The organism is Campylobacter concisus, from assembly GCF_902460895.1.
GTDB classification, from domain to species: domain Bacteria; phylum Campylobacterota; class Campylobacteria; order Campylobacterales; family Campylobacteraceae; genus Campylobacter_A; species Campylobacter_A concisus_BC.
On record NZ_CABPVL010000003.1, the window covers coordinates 36,050 to 62,968 of the forward strand.

The window sequence follows — 26,919 nt, forward strand, 5'->3', positions numbered from 1 at the left end:
TAATAATTATTAATAAGGCATTTGATTTTTATTTTAAGGGATTTATTTTATCAAAAACAAATAGTAAAATACTTAAAAATAAAATTAAAAAATTTTTAGCTATAATGCCCTAAAAATCGTTAATTTAAGCGATATTGAAGCTAGGAAAAATAATGATAAATATACTTGAGCTTGAAAGCTCTTTAGGATTTGGTGGGCAAGAGCATCGCACGCAGCGTGTGATAAATGGGCTAGATAAGAGCAAATTTAAGGTTTTTTATGGACTAAACTCTGGCTCAAAAAGCCTTGAAAAGCAGATAGAGTGCGAATTTGTCGAGTTTAACCTCAAAAAATCTTTTAATATCTTTGAAATTTTAAAAATTTGCAAATTTGTAAAACAAAATAATATAAAAATCATCTCAACTCACTCAGGCAAAGACGGTACCATAGGCGCGCTTGTGGGCAAAATTTGTGGCGTTAGCGTCGTTCGCACTAGACATTTGCAGCTGCCTATAAGCTCTCCCATACCTTACAACCTAAGCACCAAAGTGGTTGGCGTTTGCAACTCAGTTTGCACTGATCTTATCAAAAGAGGTGTGAAAAAAGAGAAGGTGCTAAAAATCTACACAGGCATCGACACGCAAAAATACACGCCAGAATTTAAGATAAATATGAAAAAAGAATTTGGCCTAAGTGACGATGTGGTGGGTGTTTGCATCGTTGCAGTGCTAAGGGCTGCTAAAAATCACAAGCTCTTAATCGACGCATTTAGCGAGCTAAATTTAGAAAAATCAGCCCTTTTTATCGTGGGTGACGGTCCTCAAAATAAAAATTTACACGAGTATATAAAAGATAAGAAAAATATCTTCATGCTTGGCAACAGAACCGACGTGAGCGACTTTTTGGGCTCGCTTGATATCTGTGTACTACCTTCAGATATGGAGGCTATCGGCGGAGCGCTACTTGAGGCATCTTCGTGTAAGCTAGCTACCATCGGAAGCGATGTGGGCGGCCTTGGCGAGGCAGTGAGTAATGGCAAAAGCGGATTTTTATTTGAAAATGGCAACAAAGAGGAGCTAAAAAAGGTACTTGAAAAGCTCATTTTGGACGAAAATTTAAGAAAACAGATGGGTGAGTTTGGCAGAGAGTATGTAAAAGAGACATTTAGTATCGAAAAAATGATAGAAAACACACAAAATTTATACATGGAGCTTGTAAAATGAGCGTACCAGTTTTGATGTATCACCATGTGCTTGAAAAGAGCGGATTTATCGCTAGCAGTGTGGATGAGTTTAGATCGCACATGAAATTCTTAGCCGAAAATGGCTATAAAACGTTAAGCGTAAATGAATTTATCGCATACAAAAAGGGCGAGCTTGAGGTGCCTAAAAAGAGCGTTTGCATAACATTTGATGATGGCTGGATGGACAACTACATCTATGCCTATCCTATCGTGAAAGAATTTGGACTAAAAGCAAATATATTTATAATAACTGGCTGGATAGAAGCAGCGCAAAAGGCCCATGAATTAAGGCCTGCTAGCTTTTTAAACGTTGATCACAACGAGTGTAAGAGGCTTGCTCCAAGTAGGCCGCAAGATGTGATCTTAAATTTAGAGCAGATCGAGAAGATGAGTGATTGCTTTTATTTTCATTCGCATACGCACGGGCATTTTGATGGATATTTTGGACAGCTAAGTCTGGACGAGGAATTTGGTCTTTGCCGTGAGTTTATGAAGAAAAATTTTGGCTTTGAGGATGACGCACTTTGCTGGCCGCGTGGTAAATACAATGACGAGTATCTAATAGCGGCGAAAAAGCATGGCTACAAGGCATTTTTCACGACAAAGCGCGGCATAAACAAGGCTGATGGCAACCTTGAAGAGATAAAACGCATAGTTACAAAACGTGATGAAAAATGGCTTAAAAAGACCATGTTTATATATCAAAATGACTTTTTGGGATCTATTTATGCTTTTCTAAGGAGTTAGGACTAAGTGCTATTTAAAGCTTCTATTTCTAAAGTCTGAGTAAATTTTGCCTATAAATGGCGTTGAATAGATAAAAAGCTTCTTTTTGATCCTAAAAATGTAGTCGCTCTCGCTCTTTGCGTTGTTTGAGATATCGATACGCCTTATCTTAAATTTATCATCCCCAGCGCAAAATCCACCATCTATCACGCTAAAAGCAAAGCCGTAATACTCTTTAACTATCCTTTGCGAAAGCTCGTTAAAATGCCCTTTTGGAAAGCAAAAGCCAAATTCTTTTTTTTCTGGAAATAGCTCTTTTATCTTAGCAAGCGAGCTAGAAAACTCCTCTCTTAGCTTTGCTTCATCGTCACTTCTGCAAGAAAAGTGGCTCGCTGTGTGGCTATCAAACTCAAAAAGCCCACTCTCTTGCATCTGCCTGATCTCATCTAAATTTAAAAAATACTCTGCGTCTTTGTCGTAGTCGATATCTTTGTGTTTTTTAAACGAAAAATCATAATCCTGCCTTTTAAAATCCTTGATCTTGCTTGTTATCAAAAAGCAAACGGCTGGGATATTTAGCTCTTTTAAGATAGGATATGCAAATTTGTAATTGTCAAAATATCCATCATCAAAAGTTAGCAAAATACTCTTTTTGGAGGCTTTTGACCTGCCAGCAACGATATCTTTAAACTGGCCATAATTTATGAATTTATAGCCCTCGTCAAGTGCCATAAGAAGCGCTTTTTTAAATAGCTCAGGCCTTATGGCAAAGTCGTTTTCATTGTTATTGCAGTGGTGCATCGTTAGCACGCAAACTGGGTAGTTCATTTTTGCTCCAGTAAATTTCTTATAGCCTCTTTTAGCGCATTGTGGCTAAAGTTTTCATCCACAAATTTAAAGGCGTTTTGAGAGTAAATTTTGGCTTTTTTAGGCTCATTTATCAGCTCTAAAATGCACTCTTTTAGAGAAATTTCATCTAAATTTCTAGCACAAAGCCCACGCTCTTTATCTGTAACTAGCACGTTCATCGGAGCATTATCATAGACCACGACTGGCACCTTTGAGCTCATCGCCTCAAGTAGTACTGTACCAAGCCCCTCAGAGTGCGAGGCAAATACATAGATATCAAAGCTTTTTATAACATTTGCCGCGTCATTTCTAAAGCCAGTGAAGACGATCTTGTCTTTTTTATCAAACATAGAGGTGATCTGCTCTTTTGTGCCGTCACTAATGTTGCCAGAAAATACAATAGTCGCATCCTTTGTCTTTAAAATTTCTTTTGCAGCACTTGCGAAGTCAAAGACCCCTTTCTTGCGGTAAAGTGAGGTAAAAGTACCGATGACTAGCTCATCTTTGGCGATATGAAACTCATCTCTAAAAGTGCTTTTTGTGCTATCAATCTTTTCAACATCAACCGTGCTTGGCATAAAAAAGAGCCTATCCTCGCTAACGCCGATGCTTAGGAGATACTCTTTGACGCTACCTGAGATGTATAAAATTTTGTCAAAAAGCTTTTTATGCATAAATTTAGAAATAAGTCCATTTATAGGGAAAAGATTGTGTCTTTCTTTATAAAATTTAACGCCTCTTTTGCGGTAAAAAAGCCCAGCTATGGCGCCGACCCAGCTATCAGTCGAGCCATGTGTGATCACGACATCTATCTTGTTTGAGTTTATCGCCTCACAAAGTGCTGGTACGCTTTTATGAAAATTTTTCTTATTCATCTCGTGCGTGATGACTTTAAACCCATCTTCTTTTGCGATGCTTTCGATCTGCGAATTTGGATTGCAAAATAGCATCACTTCATGGCCCATTTCACGCATGAAGCGCATCTCATTTAGCGTCTTGTTTTGCTCACCACCCCAGTTAAAAAGCGTCTGTGTGTGGATGATATTCATTGCGCTAGCTCCAAATTTGATCTTATTTTCGCCTTTATCTGTCCCATTTCATCGTTAAAGTCCATTAAAGTATTCTCAATGCCGTGCTCTTTTATGCCCTCTTTGTCGCAAGGCACAAAGTCCCAGTCCTTTTGATAGACGATGTGTTTGCCCATGCTTTGGATGCCATTTTGCGCTGTGTAGCCATTTTGCATCAAGCTATTATCCCAAGGTCCCCACTCAAAAGCGTTACTTGGGCCAAAAAAGGCGATCACTGGTACGTCGTTTGCTGCGGCTATATGCATGATAGCAGTATCGACGCCGATAAAGAGGCTTGCGCGCTTTGAGAGGGCGATCGTTTGTTTTAGGCTTAGCTTGCCACCTAAATTTATAGGCTCGCTTTTGCAAATTTTTAGCACATTTGCAAGCTTATTTAGTTCATTTTCTTTGTTGTCACTTGTTAGCACGACCTTTACGCCAAGCTCATTTTCGCAGTAGTCTATAAGTTCTGCCATGCTCTCGTCGTTTGCGCATTTAAACATCCAACGGCTTGTTAGATGCACATGCACAAAGCGCTTTGGTAAATTTAGATGCTCCACGCTCTCATCTGAAAAAACGCTAACTTTTTTGCTCACTGGCTCAAAACCCAAAGCCCTTAGTGCGTTTAAATTTAGATCAACCGTGTGAGAGAAATTTTCGTAGTATTTTGCCTTTACGCTCAAAAGCTTATTTATCGCCTTGTGCTTGCCTAAAAATCCAACTATCTTTTTGATCTTGGCGTACTTTGAGATGATGATGCCGCGGTCTCCAGTGGTCGTTTGCACCGCCATATCGTATTTCTCTTTTTTGATCGCTCTTATAAATTTTAGTTCAGTCATTAGCTTTTTAAAAAAACCAGAATTTGCACTTTGCCTATCGTAAATGTGGATTTTATTTATGTAAGGATTGCCTTCTATCATCGCTTCTGTCCCTTTATTTAGGGCAAAGTCGATAGTTGCGTCTGGGTAGTAGTGGTGCAAATTTTCAATGAGCGGTGTTGTTAAAAGCACGTCGCCGATGTTTCTAAATTTAATCACAAGTATTTTCATTTTATATATTTCCAAAATGTGTACTGGGCGTAAAGTCTAGCGATAATGTAGCCAGCAAAGCCCTCTTTAAAGCCGCCTTTTAGCACGTAAAGCTTAAAAAATGTCCATGCCGGGCTTGTAAGCGCCTTTAGCAAATTTCTTTTTGCGCCCATGCTTGAGTAACGATTTTGCTTGGCGATAAACTGCTCGATGCTCTCATACGCGTAGTGCAAGAAGTGGTTTTTAAGCGCTCCAAGCATTTGTGAGCCGTCATTTAAAACGACCTTTTCATGCACAGCTCTACCATCAAATTTGGCAAAATTTTTGTTAAAAAGCCTCACCGTGTAGTCTGGATATAGCCCCATATTTTTTATCGCTTTGCCAAAGAAAAAATTTAGCCTAGCAACGTTGTAAGCGCTAAATTTAGGCTCTTTTAACGTGCTAATGATCTCATTTTTAAGCTCGTCTGTTATCACCTCGTCGCTATCAAGCACAAATACCCACTCGTTTTTGGCTAGATCCACGCCCTTTTGCTTTTGCGCGCCAAATCCAAGCCAAGCTTGCTCGTGAAATTTCACATTGCTAAAGCCATCACAAATTTGCCTTGTGTTATCTTTTGAGCCACTATCAACCACGATGATCTCATCAGCAAATTTAGTGCTTTCTAACACCTTTTTTAGGTACTTTTCGCTGTTAAAAGTCAAAATGACAACGCTTAGCATTTGTACTCATTTTCGTAAAATCTCTTAAACCTTTGGTGAAACCAAAAGTACTCTTCTGGCCTTGCTCTAACCATCTCTTCGCACGCACTGCACTGCATCTGCGTCGCTTTTTGCACGGCATCTTCTTTATCAAATGTGCTTATATCTATAGGCTGCTCAAAGCAAATTTCATTTAAATTTTCACCTTTTTGGTAGATAAATGCGTTTATGATAAGGGCATTTGTCTTTTGAGCTAGCACGCTTGCAGCTGGCGTGTGAAGCACATCTTTGCCAAAAAACTGCACCTTTATGCCATCTTTTGGTGCGGTGTTTTGATCGACTAAAATTCCTACTATTCGCCTAGCTTTCAGCGCTTTTAAGATATCTTTTGCGCCGCCATCTTTGTCGATTAGCTCCACATCAAACTGCGCTCTATTTGCCCTTAAAATTTTATCCATGACGCTGCTATCAAGCTTTCTGCCAAGCACTGAAGATGGCCCAAAATGCGCTGCAACTGCTAGAGAAAATATCTCCCACTGCCCAAAGTGCGCCGTTGTGACGATGATAGGCCTGCCAGATCTTATCGCATCAAGCAAAAAGTGCTCATTTTTAAAAACAACTTGCTTAAGTATCTTTTGCTTTGTCGTGTTTTGATTGAGGATGAAATTTATACCAAGATATTTTGCAAAGTTGTAGTAGCATTTTTTGGCGATTTCTAGCTTCTCTTCTTTAGTTTTTGTCTCGCCAAATGCAAGGTCTAAATTTGTCATCACGATATGAAATCTCTTTTTTTTAAGCTTCATAAATGCAAATGCTAAAAATTTAGCAAGCAGGTTTTGAAGTGAGCTTGGCAATATAAATATAAGAAATTTCAAGGTATAAAAGCCAGCTAGATAGAGCCTATCCATTTAGCAGCCTTTTTGCGAAATTTGCAACCGTTTCAGGGTAAATTTCTCTTATGCAAAAGTCGTTTTTATCGATACTTCTAGCATCTATTTGCTTGCCCATATCAACGACAAGATTTTTGTCCGTTACGTAAGCATTTCGGTGACTTGGGCGGTTACCAAAAAGCGTGATAGAAGGCCTATTTACAGCCCATGCAAGGTGCGTTAGACCGCTATCATTGCCGATTACCAGATCACAGCTTGCGATAAAATCTATCATATCTTTTATGCTTAGTTTTTCAAGCAGTTTTGCAGATGTGCCCGAAATGATCGCCTCAGCCCTTGCTTTTTCGCTCTCACTCCCGTAGCAAAGGTAAATTTCACAATTATCAAGAAGTCTAATCACATCTTTAAATTTGTCATAAATTTTACTCTCTTCGCTTGCAAAGGCAGCGATTAATACGCGTTTTTTTCCGCTTTCATTTTTAAATTTTTTGCAAATTTCAAAGCAGGGCGATTTTTTTAAAATTTCATCTCTATCAAAGCCAAAATTTAGAGCATATCCAACGAGGCTTAGGTTTCTAACTATGATATTTTTGTTGTAGTCGATCTTAAATTTATGCCTATAAAGCCTGGCTGCGATCTTTTCTTTGACGCTTTCTCTGCTAAAGCCATAAATTTCTTTGCCAAGTAGTTTTGCAACGACGGCAGACTTAAAAAGCCCTTGCAGGTCGATCACTTTATCAAATTTACCAAGCGTTTTTATGATCTTGTAGCTCTTTTTAAAACTCTCTTTAAGCGGCAAAACGACTAGCTCGTCGATTAGGGGATGATCTTTTAAAAGGCTTGCAAAACGGGCATCAACTAGCCATGTGATGTGAGCATTTGGGCAGTGCTTTTTGATAAACTGAAGCACGATGGCTGCATGGACGATGTCCCCAAGTGCCGAAAGCTTTACTATAGCTATTTTTAGTTGATTTTTATCTTGCATTGGCTACTTTAAATATAAATTTTTGGTATGATTTTAAAAAAAAATGCTTAAAAAAGGGCTAAAATGGCGAAAAGTTACATCTGCGTCTTTGACTGCGAGACGATACCTGATGCAAATTTGATAAGAAAAATTTACGGCATTGACGGGAGCGACGAAGATGTGAGCGTGCAGGCGATGGCCTTGCAAAAAGAGACCAGCGGCAGCGACTTTTTGCCTGTGATGTTTCATAGAGTTGTGGCGATCTCTGCGGTGATGGCCGATGAGTACGGCAAATTTTTAAAAGTTAGCACGATGGAGGGCAAGGACGAGCGCGAGATCATCGCTAAATTTTTAAAATTTATAAATGACTATAACCCAAGGCTTGTTAGCTTTAACGGCCGTGGTTTTGACCTGCCAATGCTTATGGTGCGTGCGATGCGCTACAACCTAAACGCAGCGGCATATTACGAGAGCGAGAACAAAGAGCTAAACAAAAACAAATGGGAAAATTATAGGGCAAGGTATTCGCCTAAATTTCACCTTGATCTGCTTGATTTTATAAGCGATTTTGGAAGCGTAAGAGGGCTAAAGCTCGATACGCTTTGCGCTAGCTTAAATTTACCTGGCAAATACGACGTGCACGGCGATCAGGTGCTTGAGCTATACTACGCAGGCGAGCTTGATAAGATAAACGAATACTGCGAAAGTGACGTGCTTAACACATACTGGCTCTTTTTGAAATTTGAGCTTTTACAGGCAAATATCTTGCAAGATGACTACATAAATCACCTAAATGTGATGAGCGAATTTCTAGCTAAAAACTGCGCTCACAGGGGATACAGCGAGGTCTTTTGCTCTGCGATAAGCGACGAGCTAGCAAGAATTTCTGGCAAGTTGGACTACGAGATAAAGGTAGATAAAGAGGCTTTGGAATTTAGCGAATTTGATGATGTAAGGCCGATTAGCAAAGAGGAGCTAAACCGCGATATGCTGGGCGGTTTGCTTAAAAAAGCAAGCGATCTAAAGCCAAAAGAGCCAAAGAGCAAGACACTTTTTGAAGAGAAAGTGCCTGAGATAAATTTAGACGACGAATAAGTCAAAATGAAAGGAAAAATATGAAAATTTTAGTAACTGGAACAGCTGGATTTATAGGATTTCACCTTGCAAATGCCCTTGTGGCGCGTGGGGATGAGGTCGTTGGATATGACGTGATAAATGACTATTACGACGTAAATTTAAAGCTTGCGCGCCTAAAAACGGCTGGCTTTGATGTGAGCGAGATAGAGTATGGCAAGCTCATCACCTCAAAAACGCATCCAAATTTAAAATTTATAAAAGCAGACCTCGCTGATGAAAAGACGATGAAAGAGCTTTTTGCTAAAGAGAAATTTGACGTAGTGGTAAATTTAGCCGCACAAGCTGGCGTTCGCTACTCGCTTATAAATCCAAAAGCCTACATCGACAGCAACATCACAGGCTTTATGAATATCCTCGAGTGCTGCCGTCACAATGAGATCAAAAATTTAGTCTATGCAAGCTCTAGCTCGGTTTATGGACTAAATGAAAACATGCCATTTTCTACGCACGAGGGGGTCAATCACCCTATAAGCCTCTACGCAGCGACCAAAAAGAGCAATGAGATGATGGCGCACACTTACAGCCACCTATTTAACGTGCCAACGACTGGACTTCGCTTTTTTACGGTTTATGGACCATGGGGACGCCCTGATATGGCGCTATTTTTGTTTGTTGATGCCGCGCTTAAAGATAAAACCATCGACGTCTTTAACTACGGCAAGATGAAGCGTGACTTTACCTACGTGGACGACATTGTAAAGGGCATTATTAAGTGCATCGATAATCCTGCTAAGCCAAATCCAGCTTGGGACGCAAAGCACCCAGACCCTGCCACCTCAAAAGCGCCGTTTAAGGTCTATAATATCGGCAACAACAGCCCAGTCGAGCTCATGGACTACATAAAAGCAGTTGAGATAAAGATCGGCCGTGAGATCAAGAAAAATTTTCTCCCACTTCAAGCAGGCGACGTGCCAGCGACATTTGCAGACGTGAGCGATTTGGTGGCTGACTTTGACTACAAGCCAAATACAAAAGTAAATGACGGCGTGGCTAAATTTGTCGAGTGGTATAGCGAGTTTTATGGGATCAAAATCTAAATGAGACGTTGCGAGTGGGCCAAGGGCGAGCTTGACATAGCCTACCACGATAATGAGTGGGGCAAGGTTATAAAAGATGATAGAAAATTTTTTGAGATGATAGTTTTAGAGGGCTTTCAAGCGGGTCTTTCGTGGCATGGAGTGCTTCAAAAAAGAGAGGCTATGAGAGCGGCGTTTGATGGCTTTGATCCTGAAAAGATCAAGCTCTATGGCGAGGCTGAGATAGCTAAATTTATGCAAAACGAAGGGTTGATACGTAATAGACTAAAACTAAAATCGCTTGCCACAAATGCCCTTGCATTTTTATCCGTAACGCAAGAATTTGGCAGCTTTTATGACTATTTGTGGGAACATTTGCTAAAGAAATTTGACCCAAAATTTGACGGCAAACAGATCATCAATCACTACCAAAATATCAAGCAAGTGCCAGCAACTACGCCGATGTCTGACTTTGTGGCAAAGGAGCTAAAAAAGCGAGGGTTTAAGTTTCTAGGCTCTGTTAGCACCTATGCCTTTTTGCAAAGCGTGGGCGTGGTAGATGATCATATGGACTATTGTTTTTGTAAGTGCAAGGTTTGATTAGAATAATTTTTGCACTTTTGGTGCTTTTAAATTTTGCATTTTCTCTTGAACTATTACGCCTTAGCGAATTTAAAGATCAAAACGTCAGTGGCTGGCTAGCTAGCGAGAAGCTTGATGGCGTGCGTGCCTACTGGGACGGAGAGAATTTACTCTCAAGGCAGGGCAAAAAGCTAAATGCACCGCTAAGTTTTACTAAAAATTTCCCTAAATTTGCACTTGATGGCGAGCTTTACGCAAAGGAGCTTAAATTTGAAGAGATTCAAGCAAGCGTGATGGATAAGCTGCCAGATGAAAAGGCGTGGAGCAGGCTTAAATTTCACGTTTTTGACGTGCCAGAGGCAAGCGGCGGACTACTTGCCAGACTGGAAATTTTGGCTAAATTTCTAAAAAATGAGCCAAATGACAATTTAATCATCATAAAGCAGATAAAAATGCGTGATAACGCTCACTTTTTAAAATTTGCTGAAAATATCATCGCAAAAGGCGGCGAAGGAGCTGTGGTGCGTGAGCCAAATGCGCCATACGAGCGAAAACGAAGCAAAAATGTGCTTAAATTTAAGAAATTTAAAGATGCCGAGTGCGAGGTGGTCACAATAAATAAAGGCAGCGGCAAATACGCTAATCTTGCTGGCTCGCTCACCTGCAAGGCGCTTGGCGGCAAAGATGACAAAGAAAAGGCTGGCGAGCCAAAAGAGGGCACTATCTTTAAAATAGGCTCAGGACTAAGCGACGAGCAGCGCACAAATCCCCCAAAGATAGGCTCTATCATCACATATAAATTTCAAAATTTAACCTCTAATGGCAAGCCAAGATTTCCTATATTTTTAAGGGTTAGAGAGGATTAAATTTCATCCGCGATCTCTTTTAACGCCCTAAAAGAGCTAAGCTGCGCATCCTCATCAAAAATGAAACTTTGAGCCATGATCTCATCGACTTCAAGTCTGTTTTGAAACTCTAAAATTTGCTCTTTAACGCTTTGCTTTGAGCCTATAAAAGAGCACGCCATCATCTCTTCTGTGACACTTCTTTCTCTATTTTTTAGCTCTATTTGCCTAAAGTCGATCGGCCCAAAATGCGGAGCTTTGGCACCTGTTTTGTAAGACGCAGCAAATACTTCGTCGTTATCCTTTTTTGGTGGCTGCAAATACTCTTTTTCGCCAGTTACTACGTTTAAGAAAAACTGCGTTTGCGTGGTTGCCAAACTCTTCGCTAGCTCGTCACTTTGGGCTATTATCACATTTGCTCCTGCGATGACATAGGGCGCTTTTAAAAAGGGCGATGGTTTGAAATTTTGACGATAAATTTCTACCGCTTTTTCTAGCGCACGTGGTGCAAAGTGCGACGCAAAGGCGTAAGGCAGACCAAACTCAGCCGCCACGTATGCGCTATATATGCTTGAGCCAAGTATGTAAGTAGGCGGAAAATTTTGAACTTTTGGATAGGCTTTTACGGCTCTTTTGGCGTTAAAATAGTCCATTAGCTCGTTTATTTGCATATCAAATTCTATCTCTCTTGCGCCTCGTCTAAGCACCGCAGCCGTATCTTGGTCAGTCCCTGGAGCTCTGCCAAGCCCAAGATCGACGCGGTTTGGAAATAGCGTCTCAAGAGTGGCGTACTGCTCGGCGATGGAGTAGGGGCTGTGGTTTGGTAGCATCACGCCGCCAGAGCCCACACGAAGGCTTTTTGTATGCTCTAAGATGTGCGCGATGATGAGCTGCGTGGCTGAGCTAGCTAAATTTTGCATATTGTGATGCTCTGCGACCCAGTAGCGATTTATGCCGATATCCTCGGCAAATTTAGCCAGTCTAACGGCTGCGTCTATGGCGTCTTTTGCGTCACCGCCTTGTTTTATCGGTAGTAAATTTAAGATTGAGAGATTCATTTTTTATCCTTTTTTTGTAGATGAGGGATTATAAAGATTAAATTTAAAATAGATTGTAACTCTATTTTAAATTTATAAAGGCAAAGATCTATCCATGCAGTCTTCAAGCAAAATTTAAAAACTAACCTTGCTTTACTTTTGCTTTACTCTATTTTTGATAAAATTAACCACTTTTTTATGAAAGGCTTAAACTTGAAGATTTTAGTAACAGGTGGAGCTGGATACATCGGCAGCCACGTAGTAAAAGCACTTTTAAAGCAAGGCAAAGATGAGATAACCATCATCGACAATCTCTGCAAGGGCTCACAAAAAGCACTTGAGGCACTCCAAAAGATAGGAAATTTTAAATTTATAAATGCAAATTTAGAAGATGATCTGAGCGAAATTTTTGCAAATGGCAAATTTGATGCGATCATTCATTTTGCAGCGTTTATCGAGGTCTTTGAGAGTATGAGCGAGCCGCTAAAATACTATCTAAACAACACCGCAAATGTCGCAAGGGTGCTAAGATACGCAAAAACTTACAATGTAAATAAATTTATATTTAGCTCAACTGCCGCAGTTTATGGCGAGCCAGACGTGGCAGAGGTTAGCGAAACAACACCTACAAATCCGATAAATCCATACGGCAGAAGTAAGCTCATGAGTGAGCAGATCATCAAAGACTACGCCGCTTCAAATGAAAATTTTAAATTTGCGATTTTGCGCTATTTTAACGTAGCAGGCGCGGACGAAGAGGGGCTTATCGGTCAAAACTATCCAAACGCCACGCACCTTATCAAAGTAGCTGTGCAAACAGCACTTGGCAAGCGCGAGAGCATGGGCATCTTTGGCGATGACTACGCGACAAAAGATGGCACATGCGTTAGAGACTACATCCATGTTAGCGATCTAGCAGACGCCCACATAAGTGCGCTGGAGTATATCGGCCAAAATGGTAGCGAAACTTTTAACGTGGGATATGGCAGAGGATTTAGCGTAAAAGAGGTCATCGAGAGCGCAAAAAAAGTAAGCGGAGTAAATTTTAAAGTGCTAAATGCGCCAAGAAGGGACGGCGATCCAGCTATCCTCATCTCAAACGCAAGCAAACTGCGCTCGCTAACAAGTTGGAGGCCAAAAAGAGACGATCTAGCGCTCATCATAAAAACTGCCCTTGAGTGGGAAAAGAGAATTTAAGGATAAGCATGAAAATAGCAGTGATTGGAACCGGATATGTTGGACTAGTAAGTGGCGCATGCTTTGCTAAGATGGGCAACAGCGTGATCTGCGTCGATGTCGATAACAAAAAAATCGAGGCGCTAAAAAATGGCGTCGTGCCTATATATGAGCCAGGGCTTGCTGATATCGTGAGCGAGTGCTACAAAAATGGCTCGCTTAAATTTAGCACGCAGATAACCGAGGCGCTAGAGCATGCAGATGTGCTATTTATCGCAGTTGGCACGCCTATGGGCGCTGATGGACAGGCGGATTTAAAATACGTCCTCTCGGTTGCAAAATCTATCGGAGAAAATTTAAGCAAACCGCTAATCGTAGTTGATAAATCAACCGTTCCAGTGGGCACTGGAGCTAAGGTGCACGAGGTGATCGAGGTTGAGCTTAAAAAGAGAAATGTAGATGTTAAATTTGAAGTCGTCTCAAACCCAGAGTTTTTAAAAGAGGGCGCGGCGGTTGAGGACTTTTTAAAGCCAGACCGCGTAGTTATCGGAGCTAGCAGCGAGTGGGGATTTAGCGTGATGAGAGAGCTTTATGAGCCATTTATGAAAAATCACGATAGGCTCATTTGCATGGACGTAAAATCAGCCGAGATGACAAAATACGCTGCAAATTCGATGTTAGCAACCAAAATAAGCTTTATAAACGAGATAGCAAATATCTGCGAACGCGTGGGCGCTGATGTAAATTTAGTAAGAAAGGGCATCGGCAGCGACTCAAGGATCGGATATAGCTTCATCTACCCAGGCTGCGGATACGGCGGTAGCTGCTTTCCAAAAGACGTCGAGGCGCTCATCTACACAGCTAGACAAAATGGCTTTGAGCCAGAGCTTTTAAACGCGGTCGAGTCAAGAAATAAGACCCAAAAAAGAGTGCTTTTTGATAAAATTTATAACTTCTTTGGCGGCGATCTAAAGGGCAAAACGATCGCACTTTGGGGGCTTGCGTTTAAGCCAAATACCGATGATATGAGAGAGGCTAGCTCGCTAACTTTGATAAAGCTTTTAGACGAGGCTGGCGCAAAAGTGGTCGCTTACGATCCAAAAGCGAGTGAAGAAGCTAAAAAATATATGCCAAATTTAGATGTGAAATATGCTAAAAATAAATATGACGCTCTTGATAACGCCGATGCTATGGTGCTTGTGACTGAGTGGAGCGAGTTTAGATCGCCTGATTTTATGGAGATCAAAGAGAGGCTAAAAAATGCTGTCATATTTGACGGACGCAACCAGTATAACGCTAAAATTTTAGCTGAGCATGGCTTTAAGTATTTTCAAATAGGCGTCAAAGCGTGAAGCAAATTTTATCTCTCATAGCTTGTTTATTGCCTTTTGCGCTTTTTGCTAGCGATGAGGCAGGCAAAAGCGAAGCCAAGATGCAAAAACAGGTTTTTGAGCTGCCCGTCTCAAAGATGCCGCATGATTATTTTAAATATGAAGTTGCATTTTTTAAAGAGGTGCAAACGGATTGTGAATTTGCTATGCTAGAGGGCGGAGGCTTAGATAAAAAAGAGGATAAAAGCGGGGTTTATTATGAATTTAGCGCAGAAGATGTGCCGCTTAAGCCTTGCAATGGCAAAAATAGAAAGAGGCAAATTTATTATGAATTTACTCAAATTTTGCCTGGCATTAGCCCCATTAAGATCGTAACTCCGCAAGACGTGGGCGCAGAGATAAGAATTTATGAACGTGTAGAAATAATAAAACCAAAAATTTTAAAAAGGAAAGAGAAATGAAAATAGCAGTAGTAGGACTTGGATATGTGGGACTTCCACTAGCAGCAGCTTTTAGTGAAAAGTACGAAGTAGTAGGCTTTGACGTAAATGCAAAACGTATAGAAGAGCTTAAAAGTGGCTATGACAGAACGCTTGAGCTTAGCAATGAGCAGATGAAAAAAGCGATCGATAATGGCATGAAATTTAGCCTAAATTTAGATGACATCAGAAGTTGCAACTTCTTCATCGTAACCGTCCCAACTCCGATAGATAAGAACAAACGCCCTGATCTAACCCCAGTGGTAAAAGCGACTGAGAGCGTGGCAAAAGTGCTTAAAAAAGGCGATATCGTTGTCTATGAAAGCACCGTTTATCCAGGCGTTACAGAAGAAATTTGCGTGCCACTTCTTGAAAAGAGTGGACTTAAATTTAACAAAGACTTCTTCTGCGGCTACTCTCCAGAGCGCATAAACCCAGGCGATAAAGAGCACACTGTTACAAAGATCAAAAAGATAACAAGTGGCTCAACCCCAGAGATCGCAGACAAGGTCGATGAAATTTACCGCTCTATCATCACAGCTGGCACTCACAAAGCTTCAAGCATCAAAGTGGCAGAGGCAGCAAAGGTCATCGAAAACACTCAGCGCGACATCAACATCGCCTTTATAAACGAGCTTGCGATGCTGTTTGAAAAGCTTCACATAAACACTATCGACGTTTTAGAGGCTGCAGGTACGAAGTGGAATTTCTTAAATTTCCGCCCAGGCCTAGTCGGCGGTCACTGCATCGGCGTAGACCCATACTACCTAACTCACAAAGCTCAAGAGGTAGGCTATAACCCTGAAATGATCCTAGCAGGTCGTCGCATCAACGATGATATGGGCAGATACGCAGCCGATCAAGTGATAAAACTAATGATAAGAAAGGGTGTGCTTATCAACAAAGCGCGCGTGCTTGTTCTTGGTATGACATTTAAAGAAAACTGCCCAGATATAAGAAACTCTCGCGTTATAGACGTGGTTGATGAGCTAAAAGACTTTGGCTGCAAGGTCGATGTGACTGATCCTTGGGCTGATAGCGCTGAGGTAAAACACGAGTACGGCTTTGATCTAGTAAAAGAGTATAACCTAGACGACTACGACTGCATCGTGATCGCCGTAGCTCACAATGAATTTAAAAAGCTCAACCTAAAAGGCCACTTGGTTTATGATATAAAAAATATCTACCCAGAGGCTGACGCTAGGCTGTAAGGAATTTAGTGCACAAAGTAAGCATAAATTGTAAAATTTTACTTATCTTTCTGGCTGCTTATCTGTTTGGATTTGCAGCTAGGATGCTTTGGGTATTGTGGGCAAAGGATATGCCAGAGTTTTACTTTAACGGCGAATTTATGCTTACGACAAATGACGCATACTATTACGCAGAGGGCGCCAGAGATATGCTTGCTGGCTTTCATCAGCAAAATGACTTTAGCCCCTTTAATCACCCAATCTCAACAATAGTTTTTTATATTTGTAAAATTTTACCTTTCAAGATCGAAAGCGTGATGTTTTATATGAGTGCGCTTTTAGCACCCCTTATCGCGCTTCCAGTTATCTTGATATCAAATGAGTTTAAAGCTCTAAAAGCTGGGGCTGTGGCGGCATTTATGAGCGTTATCTTGCCAGGCTATCTTGTAAGAACGTCGCTTGGTTACTTTGATAGCGATATGCTAAATGTCACATTTGCGCTTTTTATCATCTATCTTTTGATCAGACTTTTAAATGCAAATGAACAAAAATTTATCGTTTTGCCTGGAGTTTTTTTATCACTTTATCTTTGGTGGTATCAAAGCTCTTATGCTCTTATTTTAAGCATCATTTTTGTCTTTTTTATCTACACGCTTGCTTTTATGCGAAACAAGATAGAAAACTACCAAGCGATATTTTTTATGTTTATAAGCATCGTTAGTTTTAATATTTTTTCAAAAGATCCACTCATTGCAAATAAAATTTTGATTTTAAATTTAGCGGTCATTGCTTCATTTTACGCCATTTTTTGCAAATATAAAAAACTACTTTCGCCTAGAAATTTAAGCATTTTTCTAGCTATTATGCTAGCTATTTTTATATATTTTGGTGGTTTTGATCTTATCATCTCAAAGATTGGCAGTTACGTTTTAAAAAGCAGTTCAGAGGTTGCAAGTAAATTTCACTTTATAAGCGAATACACGCTAATTGATGAGGTAAAAAGCGCTAGCCTTTTATATTTTGTCTATTTCATGGCTGGAAACATCCTTATTTTGCTAGCTGCAGCGGTTGGATATCTAGCGCTTTGCTTTAAATTTCGACCATTTTTACTTAGCTTGCCACTGCTTGGACTTGGCGCTTTATCGCTATTTGGCGGAGTTAGATTTGCCATGTATGTAACGCCACTTGTTGCACTTGGTTTTGGGTATTTCTTACACTTTTTTTTAAATTTATTTGACCTTAGAAATTCTCTTAAAAATTTATCCTTTTTTATCTTTGCAGCTGCTGCGCTTGCTCCAAATTTAGAGATCGCTTACTCTTATAGACCGCATACTTTGATCACGCACGATGAGGCAATGGCACTTGATCAGTTAAAAAAAGCTGCTAAGCGCGATGATTACGTGCTTTCGTGGTGGGATTATGGATATGCGGTAAGATACTTTGCTGATGTTAAGACACTAAATGATCCTGGCAGGCAAGGCGGTGAGAACGGCTATTTTGTTAGCCTTGCATTAAGAAAAGATGAGGCAAGCTCGGCTAAGCTTGCAAGAGTAGTGAGCGAGTATAACGACATATCGTTTGAGAAAAAGAGTAGAGTGCTAGAAGAAATTTTAAAAGATCACAATACAAGCGATCTAAATCTCTTTTTAAGCCAGCTTGAAAGCACAAATTTCACTCTGCCAGCGGCAAAAAAAGAGGTTTTTTACTATCTTGTGCCAGATATGATAGATATCGCTCCAAACATCTTTAGATATAGCTACATTGATGTTATGAGCGGTGAGAGGCCAAAAGAGGAGTTTTTTTACTACATTAGCCCTATAAATAGCGTTAGCGAGGCTGGCATAGATCTTGGAAATGGCTATATCTTACCACTAAAAGAGCCAAAATTTATCACTCAAAACGGCGAAAAAGTGGCGGTAAAGTCCTTTTATAAGATAAAAGGCTCTGGCAAAGAGCTGCAAATAGACGAGAAAACTATCGACGACAAGGCGAAAATCTCTGTTTTGTTTTTGGAGGACTATGCGCGCGTGGTTTTAGTTGATGAAAATGCCTTAAATTCAGCCCTTGTGCAGCTTTTTATATTTGAGCGAGCCGATGAGCGATACTTTGAGCCATTTGTCATCTCAAGTGGTGTAAAAATTTACAGGTTAAAAGTCTAATGTTAATCAATCTAATAAGCTCTATCGTCGTTTTTGTCGTATCAATGGGCATAAATTTCTTTCTTACGCCATTTATCTTAAAAAGCCTTGGCAATGAGGCTTTTGGCTTTGTAGGCCTTAGCAACGCCATAGTAAGCTACGCAGCGGTCGTAAGTGTAGCCATAAACTCAGTGAGCGGCCGCTTTGTCGCTCATGCGTGGCATAAAAAAGATCTAAGCCTTGCAAACACCTACTACTCATCAGTGCTTGTTGTAAATATCTTCTTTTGCGCCGTTGTCGTGGTGCTTAGCTCTGTTTTCATACTAAATTTGCAAAGTTTTTTAAATGTCCCTGAAAATTTACTTTTTGATGTGAGAATGACCCTTGTTTTTTACTTTATAAATTTCTGCGTCGGCCTATTTAACGGCGTTTTGACGGTCTGCGCCTTTGTGACAAACAAGCTTTACCTGCTCTCCATCAGAAATGCCATCTCAAGCGCGATCCTAGCAGCCCTCATCGTGGCGCTCTTTTTCTTTTTTAAGCCGTTCATTTCATACATCGCCATTTCAGCGCTAGTTGCTAGCCTTTTTGTCTTTTTTAGCACCATTTTTATGTCAGCTCGCATCACGCCAGAGCTAAAATTTAGCCTTAGTAAATTTGACTTTTCTAAGATCAAAGAGCTTCTAAGCTCTGGCATTTGGAACAGCTTTAATGCGCTAAATCGCATACTTTTAACAGGCATGGACCTATTTATCTGCAACATTTTCGTAAATGCAAACGCCACTGGCCTTCTTTCAGTCGCCAAGGCCGCCCCTATCATACTTGAGAGCTTTGTAGCGCAGCTTAGCGGTATCTTTGCGCCAAAATTTGTCGAGCTTTACTCTAAAAATTTGATCACGGACCTTATAAAAGAGGCTAAATTTTCGATGAAAGTGATCGCCTTTGTGATGAGCGCTCCAGCTGCATTTTTCGTCGTTTTTGGGCTTGATTTTTACACGCTTTGGCTACCTTTTAAAAGCGCAGATGAGGTTAAATTTATCTACAACGTCTCGATGATCACGCTTGTGCCTATCGTATTTATAAGCTTTGTTTTTTCGCTTTTTAACCTTGATAGCGCGACGAACAAGCTTCGCCGACCAGCCATTGCCAACACTATCCTTGGCGTTAGCACGATCATAGCGCAGATCGCACTGCTTAAATTTAGTGACTACGGCGTTTATGGCATCGTCATCGTCGCAGCCATTTTTTATAGCATAAGGATTCTCGGCTTTGACCTCATAAACGCTGCTTTAAATTTAGAGGTGAAACTCACCACATTTTACGGGGTTTATTTTAAAAATTTAGCCATTTTTGCGCTCTGCGTGCTTGCGATGTTTGCCTGCAAGGACTTTGTGAGTTTAGATAACTGGCTAAAATTTGCTATCTTTGCTGCGATATACGCCGGCGCAGCTTATGTTTTGGGATATTTTTTGTTTTTTAATGCCTTCGAGCGAGGCATAGTCTGGCGTAAAATTTTAAAAAAATTTAAAAGGTCTTAAATGAATGAAATTTATCTGATCTCTTTGACAAAAGATATCAAAAGGCGCGAGCTTTTAAAGCAGAAATTTGGCTCTTATGATAGCTTTAAGCTAATAGACGCAGTTGATGGCAGGGAGCTAAACGCGAGGGAGTATTACAAGATCATCTCGCCATCATTTAAAGCTTACGGCAAGGTTTTAAGCCCAGCAGAGGTTGGCTGTTCGCTCTCGCACGTAAAAGCCTACGAGGCGTTTTTGGCAAGTGAGGCTAAATTTGCTCTCATCTTTGAAGACGATGTGATAGGAGATGATCAGGCTATAAAAGAGGCCTTTTTAGCAGCTAGCAAGATACCAGAAAACAGCGTGCTGATATGTGGCATGCAAGATGGGCTAGAGGGCAGGTTTAGCGCCTTTGGCAAAAAGGTGGATAGTAGCCTAAGTAAGCCGCTTTGGCAGGTCTCAAAGCACTCATTTTCAAGCATTTATAGAGCAGGGGCTTATGTGCTAACTAAAAAAAGCGCTAAAAATTTGCTTGAAATTCATAAACGTGCGCTTTGTACGACCGATGTTTGGGACTATTTGCTTAGCGTTAATGATATGCAGATGTATTTTTGCGACCTTTTTGCGCATCCAACTGATCTTAGTGGCTCAAACATCGAGGGCGAGCGCCTTGAGAGAGGATACAGCGCAAATTTAAAAGCCTATATCAAGACAATTAAATTTATACTTTTCTCACGGCTTGAAAAGCTTCAAGGCTATGAGAGAATTTTTAAAAGGGGCTAAATGAGCGAGCCATTAATCAGCATCGTAACCGCGACTTACAAGCGTCCAGAGCTTTTAAAAAAGGCCATAAGAAGCGCTCTAGCTCAAAGCTATAAAAATTTAGAAATAGTTGTAACCGATGACGGCGATGACGAGAGTGCGAGTGAAATTTGCAAGAGTTTTAACGACGCAAGGATCAAATTTGTAAAAAACAGCGCTCACAAAAAGAGCCCAAATGGCAACAAAAATAACGGCTTTGACAACGCAACAGGCGAGTTTATCTGCTTACTTGACGATGATGACGAGCTTTTGCCAGAGGCGATTGCCCAGTGCTATGAAATTTTAAAAAGTGGCGAGTATTCGTGCGTTTTTGCAGACGCGATCTGCGAAAAAGATGGCGTGATGACCGAGGTCGTGGCTGGTAGAAGCCCGTATGGCAAGAGTGGGGCGATGAGTAAGGTTGATTATCATTGCGGGCGGATAAATGGCGAGTATTTTAAGCTTTTTTCACGTGAATTTATAGACGGCTTTAGGTTTGATGAGAGTAGTTTTGGCGGCGAAAACGAGCTTTATATCCGCTTTTTTGAAAAAAATGTCTTCTATCTTAAAAAGCCACTTTACATCTACCGCATCGCAAGAAGTGATAGTGCGACGTTAAATGCCGGCAAACACGCGTTAAACGTCGCAAACGCCTATATAAAAACAGCAAATTTGCATTACGATATCGCTATAAAAAATGAGCCAAAATTTCTAGCTATGCAGTATAAAAACGCCGCTTACTACGCCAAAATAGCAGGCGAATATGGGCTGATGCTAAGCTGTATTTTTAAAAGTTTAAGCATTAAATTTAGTAAAGAAGCGCTTATCTTCTTACTGCTTAGCCCGCTTCCAAGCGGGCTTTTACCAGCACTTTCAAAGTTTAGAGTAAAGATAAAACAAAGGTTTGGCGTATGAAGGTTTTATTTGTCACATCAACGCTTAGAAGTGGCGGTGCAGAGCGAGTTTGCGCGGTGATCGCATCAAGATTTAGCATGGATCACGAGGTAAGCCTTGTTAAATTTGACAAGGACGAGCCATTTTACGAGCTGGCAAGTGGCGTGAAGCTCATAAATTTAGGCGTTGGGGCTGACGAGCTTGGCTTGGTTGGAAATTTAAAAAAGAGAGTTTCAAAGGTGCTTGCCTTAAGAGCGCTCATAAGAGAGGGCAAATTTGACGCTGTGATATCATTTTTAGACGCCGTAAATACCTTGGTGCTCTTTAGCTCAGCTGGACTAAAAACGCCTATAATCATAAGTGAGCACACAAACTACCTTGCGCCAAAAAGAGCCATTTTTAAGGTGCTAAGACGCCTTAGCTATCCATTTGCAAACGCACTTAGTGTCTTAAGCGACGAGGATCTTGGCTATTACTCGAAATTTTGCAAAAATGTGATGAAAATTTACAACCCACTCTTTGAAGAGGTGCGAAGCGAGAGCTTTGATAAAGAAAATTTAATCATCTTTGTTGGCAGGCTAAATAAGATAAAAAACTGCGAAATGTTTATAAGAGTGGCTGCAAATTTAAAGCAAAGTGGCTATAAATTTGCTGTCGCTGGAGATGGCGGCGAGAGGCTGAATTTAGAAAATTTAGCTAAAAATTTGGGTGTAGAGGTGGAGTTTTTAGGCAATGTAAGCGACATCGCCTCGCTTTATAAAATAGCAAAGGTGCTGCTTTCTTGCTCAAATTTCGAGGGTCTTGGAAACACATTGATAGAGGCGATAAACTATGACTGCGTGCGGGTTGCGACAAAAACTAGCGGGGCAAAAGAGCTTATAAAAGATGGCTTTGATGGCTTGCTTTGCGAGATAAATGATGCTGGGCAGATGAGCGAAAAGCTTGCAAAAATGCTGCAAGATGAGGCAAAAATGGGCGAATTTGCTAAAAATGCAAGGGCTAGGCTTGATGAGTTTAGTGTGGAGCAAATTTATAAAAAATGGCTGGAGCTTTTAAAGCTTGGAGGTGTGAAGTGAAAATTCTTTTTGTCATAGCCGCACTTAGAAATGGTGGAGCCGAGCGCGTGCTAAACGTGCTTGCAAACGAGCTTTGCAAAGACAATGAGATCACTATCGCTCTTCTTGAAGAGGACCTTGGGCTTTATAAATTTAGTGAAAAAATAAATATCATAAACCTTAACGTCACTGGCTCAGGACTCGCTTTAAAATTTAAAAAAATCCTCGCTCTTAGAGCGCTTTTTAAAGAGCAAAGGGCTGATCTGATAATGAGCTTTATCGACTGGACAAACGTCGCTTGCGTGCTGGCAAATGCTGGGCTAAAGAGCAAACTAATAGCAACCGAGCACCACGAACACAGCTACTTAAAAAGCAAAATCGCAAGCGCTATGCGTGACTTTTCGTATAAATTTGTAGATGGCTTAAGCGTGCTAAGTAAAAGTGACTACGACTACTATAAATTTGTCAAAAACCGCGAGATCATCCACAACCCACTTTTTATCGACGTGCCTGAAATTTGCGAGAAGCAAAATGTCATCTTAAGCGTGGCTAGGCTGGAGGCGGTAAAGGGCTATGATCTCTATTTTGAGGCGCTTAGCAAGGTGGATAAGAGCTTGCTTGATGGCTGGGAGATAAAGATCGCAGGCAGTGGTAGGCAAGAGGCCGAACTGAAGCAAATGGCGTCAAATTTAGGGCTTAACGTCAAATTTCTAGGCCACATGAGCGACGTTAGCAAGCTTTATAGCGAGGCAAAAATTTTTACTCTTAGCTCACGAAGCGAGGGGCTTTCAAATGTGCTAATAGAATCAGGTGCTTTTGGTTGCGCTAGGCTAAGTAGCGACACCGTGGGTGCAAGGGAGCTTATAAATGACGGCACGGACGGGCTTATCTTTAAAAATGGCGACGCAAATGATCTAAAAGAGAAGCTTGAGATGCTTTTAAAAGATGAAAATTTAAGGCAAAAACTAGCAAAAAACGCCAGCGAAAGTGCAAATTTATTTAGCAAAGAAAATATCATCAAGCAGTGGCGAGAATTTATAAAAAAGGTTGTTAGCAAGTGAAAAAATTAGCCGTTTTTTTATACTCGATGGGGCCTGGCGGGGCTGAGCGAAATGTGGCAAATTTGCTGCCATTTTTGGTCAAGCGTTATGAAGTTCATCTTATCTTAATGAGCAAAGTCATCGCTTACGAGATCCCAAGCGAGGTGCAGATCCACTTTATAGAAAATAGCGATCCTTACGAGAGCGGACTAAAGAAGCTTGCAAGGCTCTTTTTAGCGATGCCAATGCTTGCCTTTAAGTATAAAAATCTTTGTCAAAACCTAGGCATCGACACGCAGTTTGTGCTGATGAACCGCCCTTGTTATATAGCTGGGGTCGCTAGGATTTTAGGGCTAAAGGCTAGGCTAGTTATCAGCGAGCGAAGCTGCCCGTCGATCTTATATAAAAACGATCTAAGCGGCAGAGTTAATAAATTTTTACTCACTCATCTTTATAAAAAAGCTGATCTAATCCTCGCAAATGCAGCTGGCAACAAAGAGGATCTGGTGCGAAATTTTGGCATGAGTGAAGCAAAAACAAAGGTGCTTTATAACGCCCTTGATCTAAAAACTATAAATTTGCTAAAAGATGAGCCGCTTGATGACGACTTTAAGCCATTTTTCATAAACATAGGCCGCCTTGATAGCGGTAAAAATCAAGCCATGTTAATAAAAATAATCGCTTCGATTAGTGACCCTCGCGCCACGCTTGGCATCCTTGGCAAAGGGCCTTTAAAAGATGAGCTGCAAAATTTGATAGACAAATTTGGCGTGGGTGAGCGAGTAAAGCTTCTTGGCACTGATAAAAACCCTTTTAGGCATATAAAAAACGCCTCTTGCTTGCTTTGTGCCTCGCGTTTTGAGGGCTTTTCAAATGTCCTCCTTGAAGCGCTTGCGTGCGAAAAAACTATCATCTCAACTGAGCACAAGAGCGGCGCAAAGGAGCTTTTGGGTGAGAGCGAGTTTGGCATCTTAGTGCCTGTTGATGACGAAAATGCGATGAAAGAGGCGATGATAAAAGTGCTTAACGAGCCAGAAATAAGGCAAAATTTTGAAAATGTTGCGTATAATCGGGCTAAATTTTTTGATAGTGAAAATATAGCGAGCAAGCTTATAAATTTTTTGGAAAATCCTAATGAATAGAAATTTGTTTTTTAAAAATTACTCTTTATACCTTATGATATTTGCTGCAGTCATCTTTGGCATGGTTTGCAGGCTTTACTGGGTCTTTTGGGCGAGCGAGTATCCGGTATTTTTCTGGAACAACGAGCTGATGATCAGCACAAACGACGGCTACGCATTTGCCGAGGGTGCAAGGGATATGCTGGCTGGCTTTCACCAAGAAAACGACCTTAGCTACTACGGCTATCCGCTCTCAACACTTACTTACTGGATCGTGAAATTTCTAGGCGTCAAGCTAGAGACGGCGATGATTTATATGAGCGTATTTTTCTCGTCGCTTGTGGCTGTGCCTGTTATCTTGATCGCAAATGAATACAAAATAAAAATGGCTGGCTTTATAGCTGCGCTTCTTGCAGTGATCGCAAATAGCTACTACAACCGCACGATGGCTGGTTACTACGACACCGACATGCTCATCATCCCGCTTAGCGTCTTTGTCGTTTGGGGGCTTGTTAGAGTGCTTGAGAAAAAGGACGCAAAGAGCCTGATAATAGCACCTTTAAGCGTGCTTATCTATATGTGGTGGTATATGAGCGCCTTTTCGCTTATTAGCATTTTAACTGGGCTATTTTTACTTTATACGCTCATTTTTGATAGGAAAAATCCACTTTTTTACCTTGAAATTTCTTTGCTTTTACTCGCTATCTCAAACCTTGATCTAACTCTTAAATTTATCGCTGTTATCGTTATTTATGCACTTTGCCTATTTAAAAAAGAGGTGATAAATTTAAAAATTGCTCTTGGCGTTTTGGCGGTTATCTTTGTTATTTTTGTCATCCGTGGCGGGCTAAATCCGATAATCTTTCAGCTTAAATTTTACGTCTTTAGAGATGCGCCTGAAGTTGGCGGCATGAGCTTTCACTTTTTTAATGTCAATCAAACTATCCAAGAGTCAAGCGTCGTTGATTTTACGCTATTTTGTGAGAGGATCAGCGCAAACGTCATCACATTTTTGATCTCGCTTGCAGGCGTTGCTCTTTTTTGCTTTAAACACCGCTCATTTGCCGTCTCGCTTGGTATGCTCGCACTTGGCTTTTTAGCCTTTAAAAGCGGCCTTAGATTTACCATTTATGCCGTGCCTATCATGGCACTTGGCTTTGGCTACTTAGTGGAGTTCGTGCTTGCGAATTTAAAGCTAAAAGAGGCCGTTTTAAATCTCATAAGAGCATTCATAGCAGCCCTAGTGCTTGCTCCAGCGCTCATTCACATCTATGGCTACAAGGCTGAGCCAGTCTTTGTAAATAAAGAGGTTGAAATTTTAAATAAGCTAAAAAGCATCGCAGGACGCGAAGACTACGTGCTTGCGTGGTGGGACTATGGATATCCGATTAGATATTACAGCGATGTTAAGACGCTAATTGACGGCGGAAAGCACCTTGGACGTGAAAATTTTGCCGTGAGCTTTGCGCTTGGAAGCGACGAGATGAGCTCGGCAAATATGGCAAGGCTCGATGTAGAATACACTGAGCGAAATTTCAAAGAGCACTTTAATGGCAACTTGGCTCAAATTTTAAAAGATAGAAATTTAAGCGTTGATCAGTTTTTTAGTGAGATAAAAGAGGCAAATTTTAGCCTGCCAGCAAAGAGCAGAGAGATATATTATTACCTGCCAGATAGGATGCTTAGCATCTTCCCGACCATTTTGCAGTTTAGCAAGATTGATCTAAAAAGTGGTAAAAATTTAAACAACGGACTTTTTATCACCACTAGAGCGATCTCGCAAAGCGAAAAGGGCATTAGGCTAAGTGGTGGATTTACTCTAACAAGTGATGTCACAAATTTGATCTATGATGGCAATGTCTTACCACTAAGATCTTTCATAGAGACTGACTACAACGAGGCTGGCAAGCTAAATGTAAAAGAGTATAAAAATAATGAAAGCTCAAATATTTCTGTCATTTTTATGAGGGATTATGGTAGATTTATCATCCTTGATGAGAGCATTTTAAATAGCGCCTACATCCAGCTTTTCGTGCTTGAAAGATACGATCCTAAGGTCTTTGAGCCAGTCATACTTGACGGGGCGGCAAAAGTTTATAGGCTAAAGAGGTAG

At 40.8% G+C, this 26,919-nt stretch carries 25 protein-coding genes; 18 read left to right on the plus strand and 7 right to left on the minus strand.

All coding sequences use genetic code 11. The features are described 5' to 3' along the window. Window positions 1-152 precede the first annotated feature (152 nt). Entirely contained in the window at window positions 153-1,202 is a 1,050-nt protein-coding gene (locus F3G98_RS06015; RefSeq protein WP_103608254.1) for a glycosyltransferase, read from the plus strand. Next, window positions 1,199-1,969 carry a polysaccharide deacetylase family protein gene (locus F3G98_RS06020; protein ID WP_103573961.1) on the plus strand — a complete coding sequence of 257 codons (771 nt, stop codon included), beginning with the start codon at window positions 1,199-1,201 and terminating at the stop codon, window positions 1,967-1,969. Before F3G98_RS06015 ends, F3G98_RS06020 begins: the two co-directional genes overlap by 4 nt. Window positions 1,970-1,978: 9 nt before the next feature. On the opposite strand, the gene F3G98_RS06025 is transcribed toward F3G98_RS06020, so the two are convergent. The 6 genes from F3G98_RS06025 to waaC are packed head-to-tail and all read right to left on the minus strand — an operon-like array spanning window position 1,979 to window position 7,468. Next, a complete protein-coding gene (locus F3G98_RS06025; RefSeq protein ID WP_149725885.1) occupies window positions 1,979-2,776 on the minus strand; it encodes a polysaccharide deacetylase family protein in 798 nt (265 codons plus the stop codon). After that, window positions 2,773-3,846: a glycosyltransferase family 4 protein gene (locus F3G98_RS06030; protein ID WP_149725886.1), complete on the minus strand. Its 1,074-nt coding sequence runs from the start codon at window positions 3,844-3,846 to the stop codon at window positions 2,773-2,775. The genes F3G98_RS06025 and F3G98_RS06030 overlap by 4 nt, the downstream gene beginning before the upstream one ends. Then, window positions 3,843-4,913, minus strand: a complete 1,071-nt coding sequence (gene rfaQ / locus F3G98_RS06035; RefSeq protein WP_149725887.1) for a putative lipopolysaccharide heptosyltransferase III — start codon at window positions 4,911-4,913, stop codon at window positions 3,843-3,845. Before rfaQ ends, F3G98_RS06030 begins: the two co-directional genes overlap by 4 nt. After that, window positions 4,910-5,614 (minus strand): glycosyltransferase family 2 protein, encoded by a 705-nt coding sequence (locus F3G98_RS06040; RefSeq protein ID WP_149725888.1) that lies wholly within the window; start codon window positions 5,612-5,614, stop codon window positions 4,910-4,912. The genes rfaQ and F3G98_RS06040 overlap by 4 nt, the downstream gene beginning before the upstream one ends. Beyond that, the gene (locus F3G98_RS06045; RefSeq protein WP_103596938.1) at window positions 5,608-6,501 is read right to left on the minus strand and encodes a lipid A biosynthesis lauroyl acyltransferase; all 894 of its coding nucleotides are present in this window, start codon (window positions 6,499-6,501) and stop codon (window positions 5,608-5,610) included. Before F3G98_RS06045 ends, F3G98_RS06040 begins: the two co-directional genes overlap by 7 nt. Continuing rightward, window positions 6,494-7,468 (minus strand): lipopolysaccharide heptosyltransferase I, encoded by a 975-nt coding sequence (gene waaC, locus F3G98_RS06050; protein WP_149725889.1) that lies wholly within the window; start codon window positions 7,466-7,468, stop codon window positions 6,494-6,496. The genes F3G98_RS06045 and waaC overlap by 8 nt, the downstream gene beginning before the upstream one ends. A 63-nt stretch (window positions 7,469-7,531) precedes the next feature. On the opposite strand from waaC, the gene F3G98_RS06055 reads away from it, so the two are divergent. From F3G98_RS06055 to F3G98_RS06070, 4 genes are read left to right on the plus strand one after another with little or no spacing between them, the layout of a single operon-like run. After that, entirely contained in the window at window positions 7,532-8,542 is a 1,011-nt protein-coding gene (locus tag F3G98_RS06055) for a 3'-5' exonuclease (RefSeq protein ID WP_149725890.1), read from the plus strand. Between the two features lie 20 nt (window positions 8,543-8,562). Further along, window positions 8,563-9,621, plus strand: coding sequence for an NAD-dependent epimerase (locus F3G98_RS06060; protein ID WP_107964847.1), 1,059 nt, complete (start codon window positions 8,563-8,565; stop codon window positions 9,619-9,621). Further along, window positions 9,622-10,200, plus strand: coding sequence for a DNA-3-methyladenine glycosylase I (locus F3G98_RS06065; RefSeq protein ID WP_103608260.1), 579 nt, complete (start codon window positions 9,622-9,624; stop codon window positions 10,198-10,200). It abuts the gene before it with no gap. Continuing rightward, window positions 10,200-11,048, plus strand: a complete 849-nt coding sequence (locus F3G98_RS06070) for a DNA ligase (RefSeq protein ID WP_149725923.1) — start codon at window positions 10,200-10,202, stop codon at window positions 11,046-11,048. The genes F3G98_RS06065 and F3G98_RS06070 overlap by 1 nt, the downstream gene beginning before the upstream one ends. On the opposite strand, the gene F3G98_RS06075 is transcribed toward F3G98_RS06070, so the two are convergent. Further along, entirely contained in the window at window positions 11,045-12,085 is a 1,041-nt protein-coding gene (locus F3G98_RS06075) for an LLM class flavin-dependent oxidoreductase (protein WP_149725891.1), read from the minus strand. The two genes, F3G98_RS06070 and F3G98_RS06075, sit on opposite strands and share 4 nt — an antisense overlap. A gap of 192 nt (window positions 12,086-12,277) precedes the next feature. Here F3G98_RS06075 and galE point away from each other — a divergent pair, with 192 nt between their 5' ends. The 12 genes from galE to F3G98_RS06135 are packed head-to-tail and all read left to right on the plus strand — an operon-like array spanning window position 12,278 to window position 26,919. After that, window positions 12,278-13,261 carry a UDP-glucose 4-epimerase GalE gene (galE, locus tag F3G98_RS06080; protein ID WP_149712101.1) on the plus strand — a complete coding sequence of 328 codons (984 nt, stop codon included), beginning with the start codon at window positions 12,278-12,280 and terminating at the stop codon, window positions 13,259-13,261. A gap of 8 nt (window positions 13,262-13,269) precedes the next feature. Further along, window positions 13,270-14,592 carry a UDP-glucose dehydrogenase family protein gene (locus F3G98_RS06085; RefSeq protein WP_149725892.1) on the plus strand — a complete coding sequence of 441 codons (1,323 nt, stop codon included), beginning with the start codon at window positions 13,270-13,272 and terminating at the stop codon, window positions 14,590-14,592. Continuing rightward, window positions 14,589-15,032, plus strand: a complete 444-nt coding sequence (locus F3G98_RS06090; RefSeq protein ID WP_149725893.1) for an ecotin — start codon at window positions 14,589-14,591, stop codon at window positions 15,030-15,032. The genes F3G98_RS06085 and F3G98_RS06090 overlap by 4 nt, the downstream gene beginning before the upstream one ends. Next, window positions 15,029-16,261 (plus strand): nucleotide sugar dehydrogenase, encoded by a 1,233-nt coding sequence (locus F3G98_RS06095; RefSeq protein WP_002939912.1) that lies wholly within the window; start codon window positions 15,029-15,031, stop codon window positions 16,259-16,261. Before F3G98_RS06090 ends, F3G98_RS06095 begins: the two co-directional genes overlap by 4 nt. An 8-nt stretch (window positions 16,262-16,269) precedes the next feature. Further along, window positions 16,270-18,399, plus strand: coding sequence for an STT3 domain-containing protein (locus tag F3G98_RS06100; protein ID WP_149725894.1), 2,130 nt, complete (start codon window positions 16,270-16,272; stop codon window positions 18,397-18,399). Next, complete coding sequence (locus F3G98_RS06105) at window positions 18,399-19,916, plus strand: MATE family efflux transporter (protein WP_149725895.1); 1,518 nt, start codon at window positions 18,399-18,401, stop codon at window positions 19,914-19,916. Before F3G98_RS06100 ends, F3G98_RS06105 begins: the two co-directional genes overlap by 1 nt. Further along, window positions 19,917-20,678 (plus strand): glycosyltransferase family 25 protein, encoded by a 762-nt coding sequence (locus tag F3G98_RS06110; RefSeq protein ID WP_149725896.1) that lies wholly within the window; start codon window positions 19,917-19,919, stop codon window positions 20,676-20,678. Beyond that, entirely contained in the window at window positions 20,679-21,611 is a 933-nt protein-coding gene (locus tag F3G98_RS06115; RefSeq protein ID WP_149725897.1) for a glycosyltransferase family 2 protein, read from the plus strand. Continuing rightward, the gene (locus F3G98_RS06120; RefSeq protein WP_149725898.1) at window positions 21,608-22,666 is read left to right on the plus strand and encodes a glycosyltransferase; all 1,059 of its coding nucleotides are present in this window, start codon (window positions 21,608-21,610) and stop codon (window positions 22,664-22,666) included. The genes F3G98_RS06115 and F3G98_RS06120 overlap by 4 nt, the downstream gene beginning before the upstream one ends. Then, window positions 22,663-23,706, plus strand: a complete 1,044-nt coding sequence (locus F3G98_RS06125) for a glycosyltransferase (protein ID WP_149725899.1) — start codon at window positions 22,663-22,665, stop codon at window positions 23,704-23,706. Before F3G98_RS06120 ends, F3G98_RS06125 begins: the two co-directional genes overlap by 4 nt. After that, window positions 23,703-24,827, plus strand: a complete 1,125-nt coding sequence (gene pglJ / locus F3G98_RS06130; RefSeq protein ID WP_149725900.1) for an N-acetylgalactosamine-N,N'-diacetylbacillosaminyl-diphospho-undecaprenol 4-alpha-N-acetylgalactosaminyltransferase — start codon at window positions 23,703-23,705, stop codon at window positions 24,825-24,827. Before F3G98_RS06125 ends, pglJ begins: the two co-directional genes overlap by 4 nt. After that, the gene (locus F3G98_RS06135; protein WP_149725901.1) at window positions 24,820-26,919 is read left to right on the plus strand and encodes an STT3 domain-containing protein; all 2,100 of its coding nucleotides are present in this window, start codon (window positions 24,820-24,822) and stop codon (window positions 26,917-26,919) included. Before pglJ ends, F3G98_RS06135 begins: the two co-directional genes overlap by 8 nt.